Below are 11,608 nucleotides of genomic sequence, written 5' to 3'. Positions count from 1 at the left end.
TGAAGATACACCCACTAAACCAACATATATTATTGTTTTTTAATACTTTTAAAAATTTAATCAGTTTTTCTAATAAAGCCTATACGAAATCACACCATAGCTTTAAATGATAGTTTATGAATTTATAATTGATTCGAACTATAAAATTTCCCTATATTTCACAAGGAAAAGCCCATTCCGTCACCTAAATGGGCTTTCATTTATACTGAAATTAATACTAAAAAGAGCTTAAGACTAAATTAATATAGATAAATAAAGCAGCGAAGACGTCACTGCTCTTTATTGATCCAGTACATCAGCAAAAGTGGCTGAAAGCAATTTTGCTAAATCCTGCGGTTTTAAACCGATATCTAAGCCGCGCTTCCCCCCACTGACATAGAGTTTTTCCAACTGTACTGCGCTTTGGTCAATCACGGTTTTTAACCTTTTTTTCTGTCCAACAGGACTAATCCCACCAACCAAATAACCTGTCAGTCGTTCTGCATCTTTAGGGTCGGACATTTTTAGTTTTTTTGCCCCCACTGCCTGTGCAACTTTTTTCAAGTTTAACTGATGATGTACAGGAAGAATCGCAACAAAATAGTTTTTTTCGTCAGTCACCAACAGTGTTTTAAACACCTCTTCGACACGTAGATTTAATTTTTCTGCGGCTTCAAGCCCAAAGCTTTTTGCATTGGCATCATGTTCATATTCATGAATAGAAAAATCGATTTTATTGGCTTTTAAAAGTTTGGTTGCAGGTGTCATTTCTGTTCAATATTTTCACAACATACTCGGCATTATATGCCTATTCAAAAAGAAAGTTTAGCGCTACGACTATCATGATCATCGAACTTACAGGCACTCAACGAATCAATGACTGTAAATTCGATGTCAATTATGTATGCAACTTGTTATCGCTGAAATATCGCAGTTTAGTCAGCACATAATCCAAATTTCTTAAAGATTAGAGCACGGCGCTTTGGCAAGATATTGGCCTTGGTCAAATCACCTTCGTAGTGATCAAACACTCGTTGATCCATCATTTTAAACCACAGCTTTGGAATTAACGCTGGAATTAACATGGTAGCATAACCACTCGGTAGCTCTGGGGCTTCATCAAAATGCCTTAAGGCCTGAAATGGGCGGGTTGGATAGGCATGATGATCTGAATGGCGTTGTAACTGGTATAAGAATAAGTTAGTCACAATGTTGTTATTATTCCAGCTGTGTTCTGGCATGGTTCGCGCGTAGCTGCCATCTTCCTTTTGGCTACGCTTTAAACCATAGTGTTCAATATAATTAATAATTTCAAACAGACTCACGCCATAAAATGCTTGTGTCACCAGATATGGCGTCACTTTTTTACCAAACAATTTCAACATGGCTGCATGAAAACCAGCACTCATCGCCCATCCATGAAACAGTTCATTTTCTTTGGAGAAGAAAGACAGACCTTTTCGTTTTAGGCGTTTATGTTCAATTTCAACACCCGACTTTAGCCCACCGAAAACGGTGCGTGGCCAAAACTCATAAAAAGTCTCGCCCATTTTCGATGAAGCAGGATCTTCTGGCGTTGCAGCACGTTTATGATGCCCATAAGGGTGCTCAATGCGGAAATGGTTATAGACCAACGGCGCTAAAGTCATGTGTGACCAATAATGATCTGATTTTTTAGGACGATGGCACAGCTCATGTGCTGTATTTACTGCTACTCCATTAATTGCCCCCATGGAAACACCCAATAATATTTGGTCGAGCATCGATACATTTTGGCGAGTCACCACATAACCTGCAAACAGGTTGGCTGCCATTTGTAGCGGAATGAACAATTTCACAATACGGTCATAGTACGGGTCATTTACCAAGACCTTAATTTCATCATCTGAAGGATTATTTTCATCTGCACCGACCAGACCATCTACCGCAGGTATAATGACATGCAGTAGCAACGGTCCACCCAAAGCGAAAATTTTCTTGGTGGGTTTCGGGCCAAAATGATAGCCCGCTAAAATACCCATGCCAATCACAGGAAGCCCAGGACTCAATAACCAGCCAAAACGCTTGTTATCGATCCCTGCTGCATTTTTGACGACCACGCTAGAATTCGTCATTTTCACTGATGCATTCATTACCATTCTTCCAATTTTCTTGTTATGCCTTTATATTTCTAGAAATGGGTCATAAAGAACAGTTGCTAACGTCCAAGAAAACAGCGTAATCGTCCTTGGCCTGAAATGACTTAAATTGACCCTAAATCAAATATTAAGCCTAAGAAATAAAGACTAGAAATCGTAAAGTATGGATGCTTTAAGTAAAATTTTTGAAGATATACACCTCAACCAATCTGAGTACCTCTACCTAAAACCTCATGGTGAATGGGCTTTTCGCTATACCGAACAATCAACCATGATGGCCTATGCGGTACTTCAAGGACAATTCACCATTTGTTTAGATGCTAAACAAATTATTGTTGCTGAAGTCGGAGACTTGATATTACTGCCTTCAGGGCCAAGCCATGAGTGTCGATCCTCAACCACCGACCAACTATTGGAAGTATTCGATATTTCTGACTTATTTGTCCAAAACCAACATAAAGAAGTCTCTTTTGGGAGTAATGCGACACAACAAAAAACCGTGATCTTGGCCCTACATGCATATATGGACCCCATTATGGCACGTCCTTTAGTACAGGCCTTACCCGCGTTTATTCACCTTCAGCACAAAGATCTCAGCACGGTTCCTGAATGGTTACAAATTGGACTGCAGTTTCTCGCTCTAGAAGTCCAGCGCATACGCCCAGGTCGTGACAAAATTTTGGATCATTTGGTGAGTATTTTATTAATTGAATGTGTACGTGATTATATTGATGCGCTGCAAGACTCGAACAATTGGCTGAGTGCTTTATCTCATCCTGAACTCTCCAATGCCCTTGCAAAAATTCATGCGGAACCTGCACAGCCTTGGACCGTTGAGTCCCTTGCAGAACAGTGTTGTATGTCACGGTCTAAATTTGCCACATTATTTAGCCAAATTTTAGGCACCAGCCCTTTGGCTTATTTGCAACAACACCGTCTGCGTTTAGCCGCCCAATACCTGCGTAATGGACAAGGTAGCATTCAGCAAATTGCACATCGGGTGGGTTATAACTCTGAAACGGCTTTTAGCCAAAGCTTTAAACGACAATATCAAATGAGCCCAAGCCAATATAGAAATCATCCAAACCCAATTTAAAATGCTCGTCCGTAATGATTTAATAGCAGTCTTCACTCTACTCATGTCTTTCTGTACCCAGATAAATACCTTGAACTTGCAGACAAAGATTAGCATCTTGTGAAAATCACACTATAATATCCCGCATCCTTGCTAGAGATGGCTTCAAACCACTGCTTGTTTGTTCTTTTTCGCTCTAGCCACACTTTTTTTAAGTCCAGTCTTCATCCGTGATTCGGCTTATTTTCAATATTTTATCTCTTATATGTCCATGCTGACATATAAGAAAATTTAGGTGCCAGCATGGAAATCAAGGTTAATTATCTCGATAATCTTCGCCAAGAAGCGAAGTTCGACGATTTTACAGTCATTGCCGATCAACCGATTCGCTACAAAGGTGATGGCTCTGCACCCGGTCCATTTGACTATTTCTTAGCATCTTCTGCGCTTTGCGCGGCTTACTTTGTCAAAGTGTATTGTTTGGCACGTGACATTCCAACCGACAACATTCGTTTGTCACAAAACAATATTGTTGACCCTGAAAACCGCTATAAACAAATCTTCAAAATTCAAGTTGAACTCCCAGCGGACATTTCAGAAAAAGATCGCCAAGGTATTTTGCGCTCTATCGACCGGTGTACAGTTAAGAAAGTGATTCAAACAGGTCCTGAGTTTATTATTGAGGAAGTAGAAAGCATTGATGCTGATGCTCAAGCCCTACTTATTCCAAGCCTTGCTTCTGAAACCAGCACCATCATTGCAGGTAAAGACCTGCCTTTAGAAGAAACCATTGCCAATATGTCAGGTATTTTGGCTGGTCTAGGCATGAAAATTGAGATTGCCTCTTGGCGTAATATTGTGCCGAATGTGTGGTCTTTACATATTCGTGATGCTCAATCACCAATGTGTTTTACCAACGGTAAAGGGTCAAGCAAAGAAAGTGCATTAGCTTCTGCACTGGGTGAGTTCATTGAACGTCTGAACTGTAACTTCTTCTATAACGACCAGTTCTGGGGTGAAGATATTGCTAATGCCGAGTTTGTGCATTATCCAGATGAGAAATGGTTCATGCCAGGTCCAAATGGTGAAATGCCAGAAGGCGTTCTGGATGAATATACCCTTGAAATTTATGACCCTGAAGAAGAACTGTTAGGTACGCATTTATACGACACCAACTCAGGGAAAACTGAGCGCGGTATTTGCGCTTTGCCTTTTGTTCGCCAGTCTGATGCTGAAGTGGTTTACTTCCCATCAAACTTGATTGAAAACTTGTACCTTAGTAACGGGATGAGTGCAGGAAACACCTTAGCTGAAGCACAAGTACAGTGTTTGTCTGAAATTTTTGAGCGTGCCGTAAAACGTGAAATTTTGGAAGGCGAACTGACCCTGCCAGATGTACCACAAGAGGTTTTAGCGAAATATCCTAGCATTTTAGCGGGCATCCAAGGTTTAGAAGAGCAAGGTTTCCCTGTACTGGTGAAGGATGCTTCTCTAGGCGGTCAATACCCTGTAATGTGTGTGACGTTAATGAACCCACGTACAGGTGGTGTATTCGCCTCTTTCGGTGCACATCCAAGCTTTGAAGTTGCGCTTGAGCGTAGCTTAACTGAGCTACTTCAAGGTCGTAGCTTTGAAGGTCTGAACGACTTGCCTCGCCCAACATTTAGCTCAAATGCGGTCACTGAACCCAATAACTTTGTTGAACACTTCATTGACTCAAGTGGTGTGGTGTCATGGCGTTTCTTTAGTGCCAAATCGGACTATGACTTTGTCGAGTGGGACTTTACCAATCAAGGCAAAAACTCAAATGCAGATGAGGCTGATGAACTGTTCGGTATTTTGGAAAATATGGGCAAAGAAGTCTATATGGCGATTTACCAACATTTAGGCGCAACGGCGTGCCGTATCTTGGTACCAGGTTACTCAGAAATCTACTTGGTTGAAGACTTGGTTTGGGACAACACCAACAAAGCACTGCTTTACCGTGAAGACATCCTCAACTTACACCGTTTAAACAACGAACAACTCGAAGCGCTGGTTGAACGTTTAGAAGAATGTGAGCTAGATGACTATACTGAAATCAAGACTTTGATCGGGATTGAGTTTGATGACAATACCGAATGGGGTCAATTGACTCTGCTTGAACTTAAACTACTCATCTATCTTGCATTAGAGCAGTTTGAGGAAGCTAAAGACTTGGTTGAAGCATTCTTACAATACAACACCAATACCGTTGAACGTGGTCTGTTCTACCAGTGTATGAATGTCGTGCTCGAAGTAATGCTGGATGACGACATGGAACTGGAAGAATATGAAGCCAACTTCCGCCGTATGTTCGGTGATGAACGTATGGATGCGGTAATAGGCACAGTTGAAGGTCGTATTCGTTTCTATGGTTTAACAGAAACCAGTATGAAACTTGAAGGTTTGGACCGTCACTTACGTTTAATCGACAGTTATAAAAAGTTACACGCTGCACGTGCCAAGGCTGTTGGACTAAAACCTTAAAATAAAAAGAAACAACCCAAATACGTTTGGGTTGTTTCTCACTGCACTATCACGATGTCTTAAAGAAAATTAATCTAAAATATTTAAAATCGCCTCAACAGGGTTTTCACTATTACCTGCAAGTAACTGTTTATGCATGGTAATGTGCTGCATAGCCTGAATCTGTGCGGTTTCAATATTCATTAATTTTTCAATTTCATCCGCCAATTTCTCAGGCGTTGCATCTTTTTGAATTAATTCTTGTATCACTTTCTTGCCCGCAATAATATTTGGCAATGAATAATATTGAATCTTGATCAAGAATTTCACCACATGATAGGTGAGCCAGTTCAACTTATAGAAAGTTACCATTGGTCGGTGTAACAGCATAGCTTCTAAAGTTGCTGTACCTGAAGCCAAAGCTACAATATTAGCGGCGTTCATCACTTGGCGCCCGATCTTTGACTCGGTACTTGAGTTTTCAAGCAAGTCTATTTGATCGACCAGTGCTTTTGGATACTGGGCAAGCAAAGCTTCGATTTGTTGCTTACGTGCATCGTTGATCGCAGGTATCACAAAGCGATGGTTTGGATATTTGGCGTAGAGCAATTTTGCAGCATCTAAAACCAGTGGACCGAGCTTTTCAATTTCACCACGTCGGCTTCCCGGCAGTAAAGCAATATGCTTTTGGGTCAGATCTAAACCCAGTTCTTCTTTGGCTTGTAAAATTGGGTTTTCCAAAGGCAATTGGCTCGCCAAGGGGTGTCCTACAAAAGCAGCAGGAACATCCCATTTTTTATAAAATGTTTTTTCAAACGGAAATAAACACAGTACCAAATCAATAGAAGCTTTGATCCCATGAACCCGTCCCTGACGCCATGCCCAAACGGAAGGACTAACGTACTGCACAGTTTTTATGGGCAATTGTTTTTGTTTTAAACTTTTTGAAAGACGCAAATTAAAATCTGGCGCATCGATACCAATAAATACATCGACAGGATTGGTAGCCCACTTCTCTACCAGTCCATCACGCACAGCAAAAAGCTTTTTAATGTCTTTCAGAACCTCAACCAACCCCATGACCGATAAAATATCCATCGGATAAAAACTCTTGAAACCCTCTGCAATCATTTGCGGGCCACCAATACCCTCAAATTCTGCATCAATTCCTTGCTCACGAAAACTGCGAATAAGTTTAGCACCTAAAGTATCACCTGATACTTCACCCACTACGATTCCAATTTTAAGTTTCCGATTTTGCAAAGCATTATTCCTTATTTTTCAACCCATACATCATAACATAGCGTCTTTTAGATTGGCGTGGGTATGTTAAAGCAACAATGATAAAGTGCCGTCAACTTACATCAATGGTATTCATAAACCCTTAACCACTCCATATCGCCTCAATCAAAGATTTCTTTTGATTTATTTTTTCAATTGTAAATATCTTGTAAAACTCACATACAAACAATAAACTTATTAATAATTATTCTCATTAGTATTTATAAATGTCCAATATCTCCTTTCGCGGTTTTAAGCTCTCTATCATTAGTTTAGCTATTCTTAGCGCTCAGTATAGCTTTGCACAAGACGCTCAAAGCTTAGCAACAATTACTGTACAACCCACTGGTGATCAAGCCACTGAAAGCTCTGAACAGTCTAAATCCTATATTGTTCAACAGTCCATTAGTGCGACTAAACTAAATATCCCACTCAAAGAAACACCTCAAACAGTCAATGTTGTGACACGTCAACAACTTGATGACTTCGCACTCAATAGCACTCGTGAGGTTTTAAATAATACACCTGGAGTCACAGTTACGAACCAAGAAACGGAACGTTCAACGTATATGGCTCGTGGCTTTGAAATCTCAAATATATTAACAGATGGCGTTGGATTTCCATCGAGTAACTACAACTACAATAATACCAACCCAGACACATATTTTTATGATCGAGTTGAAGTCATTAAAGGTGCAGATGCTCTGACCAATGCTTTTGGCGACCCAAGTGCAACAATCGACTATATTCGTAAACGCCCAACCCAAGACTTTCAAGCAAATGCTGGTGTAAGTTATGGCTCTTGGAATACACAACGTTATGAAGCAGATGTATCAGGTACCCTCACTCAAGACGGACGTATTCGTGGTCGCTTAATGGGTTATGAGCAAACTGGAGATTCATATATAGACCGTTATTCTTCGGAGAAAAATGGATTTTCAGGCATTCTTGAAGCCGATCTGACAGATAGTACTTTACTTACTGTTGGCTATAGTGAAGAAAAAAATAAACCGAATGCAAATAATTGGGGAGCGTTACCTTTATTAGATGCTGATGGAAATCAACTTTCATATGATCGCAATTACAATCCAAACCCTGATTGGGCATATTGGGATAATAAAAGTCAAAAAGCATTCATAGAATTAAAGCAAAAGCTGAATGAAAATTGGGCAGCAAAATTCAGCTACAACTACACCAATACTGAGCACAATAGCAAGTTGCTCTATTACTATGGTTATCCAAATCAGGATGGATCTGACGTATCACTCACTGCTTGGGGTGGTAAAGAAAGTCAAAAAAGACATTTTGCTGATTTAAATTTACAGGGGGAATATGCTTTGTTTGGCCGAGATCATGAGGCCACGATTGGGTATAGTTATATTCACAGTAAGCAGCATGATCAACAAACCAATGGCTATATTAATGATAGTAATATTGTAGATGATTATTCGCTTGGCTACTTACGTCAATTAACGACAAATTGGGCAAGTTGGACTCCTCAATCTGTAACTTGGTCTGATTTCAGTGAAGCTGCAAATTATACTCAGAAAATTAACTCTTTATATGCCGCAACTCGGTTACATCTCAGTGATGACTTAAAGTTATTATTAGGTTCCAATTATGTACAAGCAAAAAATGATGGAACTAGTTATGGTTCATCTGTTGCTTATGATGAAAGTAAAGTTTCGCCATATGCTGGCATCACGTATAATTTTACTCCTGAATATACAGGGTACTTAAGCTATACCTCTATTTTCCGCCCACAAACTGGTGCAGAAGTTGATAAAGCGCTTAAACCTGTTGAAGGTGAAAGCTATGAGATGGGAGTTAAGAGTTCATGGCTAGATGAGAAACTCACTGGTACATTTGCTGTATTCAGAACAGAACAAAGTAACTATCCTTTACGTAGCTCAGATGGCAATCCACTAACACGGAAAGTGGAAACAAGTGATTTACGTTCCCAAGGCATTGAAGTGGGCTTAGCAGGTCAACTCACCGACCATCTAAATATATCCTTTGGCTATGCTCAATTTACCCTAAAGGATCTAAAAAACGGTGGAGATGCTCGAACTTATAATCCGAACCAAACCATAAATCTTTTGACGACATATAACATTCCTACCTTACCAAAACTAAAAGTTGGTGCGGCACTACAGTGGCAAGATTCGACGAAATTATATGATTCATCAGTAGATAGTACGATCACTCAAGATGCTTATGCATTAGTCAATTTAATGGCGAGTTATGATTTGAATAAGCATATTTCCCTTCAAGCTAATGCAAATAACGTTACAAATGAAAAATACTTATACAGCTTCCCTGATGGTCAAGCATTTTATGGCGCACCAGCCAATTATAGTGTTGCTGTAAAATTTAAATATTGATTCAATTGCGCCTTGTTTTCTGTTATTTAACAGCACAGAAAATGAGGTGCTTTTTTCTGGGTTAAATGGTTCGTCATGCATAAATTTCAATATCCCTTATCCGTTTTGTATCGGTTTTTGATCGCATTTGGCTTAGGCTATTTATGTACATTCATGTTATCAGAACTGCTTACACTCAGTTTTTACCCTCACTTCGCTAAAGCAGAATCCATTTATTTGGCGGCTTTTCTATCTCTTATTTTCTTTACCATTTTTGTCATTGTAAGCTTTTGTGTTCAATCCCTGAAAAAGTTAAGCGCTTCAACTATTTCTCTTTCCCTTTGCTTTTTTCTATTGCTGAAGTTCGTAGGTTAAACCATGCAAAAATCTGTTCGCCAATCAATGGCATGGCTACACTCTTGGCTTGGACTAACACTGGGATGGTTATTATTTGCCATTTTTATAACAGGTGCTGCGACCTATTACCGTCATGAAATAAATTTATGGATGCAACCGCAATTTGCCACCATGCAAGTCAAACAAGACACAGCGATGGAGTCGGCATATCAATACTTACAAAAAAATGCCGCAGATGCGCAAAGTTGGTATATCGGCGTGGCTAGCCCTAGTTCACCTGTTAATAAAATCTACTGGCAAAAGGCCGATGGTGGCTACGAAAATAAGACTTTGGATGCGAACACGGGTAAAGAAGTCACCTTGTCTGCAACCCAAGGCGGTGAGTTTTTCTATGGCTTTCACTATCAGCTGTATGGTGTGCCCTATTTTATCGGTAGGCTATTAGTCACGATTGCTGCCTTCTTAATGTTGATCATCCTCATTTCAGGCATCATCACACATAAAAAGATATTCACCGAATTCTTTACCCTACGAGCCTTCAAAGGGCAACGCTCGTATCTAGACTTTCACAATGTCACCTCTGTTATTGCTTTGCCCTTTTTTCTGACCATTACATTCACTGGTTTAGCCATTTTCTTTTATCTCATTCTTCCCAATGGCATGAAAAAACTTTACCCAGAGCAACCGTTCCAATATTTTGATGAAATTAGAAATATTAGCATCAGCTCTGAGGTTAAACCGACACCTGCTACGATGCGACCGATTGAGTACTTCATACAACAATCTGAGCAGCGTTGGGGTAAAACAGAAATTGACAATATTACGGTCAAACACCCCAATACCGATATCGCTCAGGTGAACTTGGTTGAGTCAACTGACCGAAGCATCACGCGAAACCAAGCCCAACTCAGCTTTAACGGGGAATCTGGCGCCCTGCTCGGTGACATTCGGAATAATAGTGCAATTGCAACGCTCAATAATGGAGTCTATGGTTTACACATGGCACACTTTGCACAGCCCATATTACGCTTTGCTTTATTCTTCTCAGGGCTTTTAGGCTGTGCCATGATTGCGTCTGGACTTTTACTCTGGAACTTAAAACGTCAGCTACAAAATAAAAAACAAAGTTTCCACTTTGGACATTATGTAGTTAACCGCCTAAATACGGCTGCCATCATTGGCTTGCCGATTGCTATGCTCAGTTATCTTTGTGCAAACCGTTTACTTCAGTTAGAAGCTGGTCAACCCAACTACGAAATTTACGCATTTTTCGGCACTTGGTTACTTAGTTTAGTCATTGCATTGCTCACTCCACAGCAACACCTTTGGAAAACTCAACTGAAAGTCTTCATTTTACTGGCTGTATCTTTGCCTATTTTCAACCTTTACTATTTAATCAGCCACCAATATGTACATGACTTACATGAATATTGGTTATTTTTGCGAGTTGATCTTATGATCTTCATCCTTGCGATATTGGCTGTTTTCTTACATCAAAAAGTCCAGCCGATTCAACAAAAAGCAGTACAAAAAATTCAGAAAAAATATGCCAATACTGCAGTTCAGGAGCCCAATTCATGATCTACCTGATTACAGGACTTCTGATCACTCTCGCGTGCTATGTATTATTTCTGGTGAGCGATAAGCAGCGTCCAAAAACTCAAAAGTCACGTTGGGCCAAGTGTGCAGAACATTATCAAATCTGCCGATATCTGGCTTTTGGTATACTGGCCGCGACATTAATTTTATTGATTCAATTCACGGGCCGCGGTGTGGGTAGTGTCAGTTTATTTGTATTTGCAACCCCGATACTTTTTATACTGATTCTGAGCATCAATGACTTAAAACCTAAAAAAACAGCTCAATCTAAGTAATTATTTACTCTACAACTCACACACCTTTTTATTAAGATCATGAGCCAAATAAAA

Annotated in this window: 8 protein-coding genes; 5 read left to right on the top strand and 3 right to left on the bottom strand. The window is 39.9% G+C overall.

Features of this window, described 5'->3' with window-relative positions:
- Positions 1-279: 279 nt before the first annotated feature.
- On the bottom strand, positions 280-747 hold the full coding sequence (gene ybaK, locus ACG9ZB_RS08400) for a Cys-tRNA(Pro) deacylase (protein ID WP_419325325.1): 468 nt from the start codon (positions 745-747) through the stop codon (positions 280-282).
- 167 nt (positions 748-914) lie between these two features.
- The gene (locus tag ACG9ZB_RS08395; protein WP_419325324.1) at positions 915-2,111 is read right to left on the bottom strand and encodes an alkane 1-monooxygenase; all 1,197 of its coding nucleotides are present in this window, start codon (positions 2,109-2,111) and stop codon (positions 915-917) included.
- Between the two features lie 169 nt (positions 2,112-2,280).
- Between ACG9ZB_RS08395 and ACG9ZB_RS08390 the strand changes: the two genes are divergently transcribed.
- Together ACG9ZB_RS08390 and ACG9ZB_RS08385 are read left to right on the top strand one after the other, a co-directional pair.
- A complete protein-coding gene (locus ACG9ZB_RS08390; RefSeq protein WP_419325323.1) occupies positions 2,281-3,213 on the top strand; it encodes an AraC family transcriptional regulator in 933 nt (310 codons plus the stop codon).
- Positions 3,214-3,495: 282 nt separating this feature from the next.
- Positions 3,496-5,700, top strand: a complete 2,205-nt coding sequence (locus ACG9ZB_RS08385) for an OsmC domain/YcaO domain-containing protein (protein WP_419325322.1) — start codon at positions 3,496-3,498, stop codon at positions 5,698-5,700.
- Positions 5,701-5,769: 69 nt separating this feature from the next.
- Here the strand turns inward: ACG9ZB_RS08385 and lpxB are convergent, their stop codons facing one another.
- Entirely contained in the window at positions 5,770-6,942 is a 1,173-nt protein-coding gene (lpxB, locus tag ACG9ZB_RS08380; protein ID WP_419325321.1) for a lipid-A-disaccharide synthase, read from the bottom strand.
- A gap of 245 nt (positions 6,943-7,187) precedes the next feature.
- Here lpxB and ACG9ZB_RS08375 point away from each other — a divergent pair, with 245 nt between their 5' ends.
- The 3 genes from ACG9ZB_RS08375 (at position 7,188) to ACG9ZB_RS08365 (ending at position 11,554) form a co-directional block, all read left to right on the top strand.
- Entirely contained in the window at positions 7,188-9,344 is a 2,157-nt protein-coding gene (locus ACG9ZB_RS08375; RefSeq protein WP_419325320.1) for a TonB-dependent siderophore receptor, read from the top strand.
- A 357-nt stretch (positions 9,345-9,701) separates the two neighbouring features.
- A complete protein-coding gene (locus ACG9ZB_RS08370) occupies positions 9,702-11,261 on the top strand; it encodes a PepSY-associated TM helix domain-containing protein (protein ID WP_419325319.1) in 1,560 nt (519 codons plus the stop codon).
- A complete protein-coding gene (locus tag ACG9ZB_RS08365; RefSeq protein WP_419325318.1) occupies positions 11,258-11,554 on the top strand; it encodes a hypothetical protein in 297 nt (98 codons plus the stop codon). The genes ACG9ZB_RS08370 and ACG9ZB_RS08365 overlap by 4 nt, the downstream gene beginning before the upstream one ends.
- Positions 11,555-11,608 lie beyond the last annotated feature (54 nt).

The sequence above is a fragment of the Acinetobacter johnsonii genome, from assembly GCF_048551975.1.
GTDB classification, from domain to species: domain Bacteria; phylum Pseudomonadota; class Gammaproteobacteria; order Pseudomonadales; family Moraxellaceae; genus Acinetobacter; species Acinetobacter johnsonii_A.
The sequence above is the reverse complement of the archived record's forward strand: the minus strand, read 5'-3'. Positions and strand labels throughout refer to the sequence as shown.

Bases quoted from the DNA above. Each gene is read 5' to 3' on its own strand.
- ybaK (WP_419325325.1), bottom strand. From the start codon at position 747: ATGACACCTGCAACCAAACTTTTAAAAGCCAATAAAATCGATTTTTCT.
- ACG9ZB_RS08375 (WP_419325320.1), top strand. From the start codon at position 7,188: ATGTCCAATATCTCCTTTCGCGGTTTTAAGCTCTCTATCATTAGTTTA.
- ACG9ZB_RS08365 (WP_419325318.1), top strand. From the start codon at position 11,258: ATGATCTACCTGATTACAGGACTTCTGATCACTCTCGCGTGCTATGTA.
- ACG9ZB_RS08390 (WP_419325323.1), top strand. From the start codon at position 2,281: ATGGATGCTTTAAGTAAAATTTTTGAAGATATACACCTCAACCAATCT.
- ACG9ZB_RS08395 (WP_419325324.1), bottom strand. From the start codon at position 2,111: ATGAATGCATCAGTGAAAATGACGAATTCTAGCGTGGTCGTCAAAAAT.
- ACG9ZB_RS08370 (WP_419325319.1), top strand. From the start codon at position 9,702: ATGCAAAAATCTGTTCGCCAATCAATGGCATGGCTACACTCTTGGCTT.
- ACG9ZB_RS08385 (WP_419325322.1), top strand. From the start codon at position 3,496: ATGGAAATCAAGGTTAATTATCTCGATAATCTTCGCCAAGAAGCGAAG.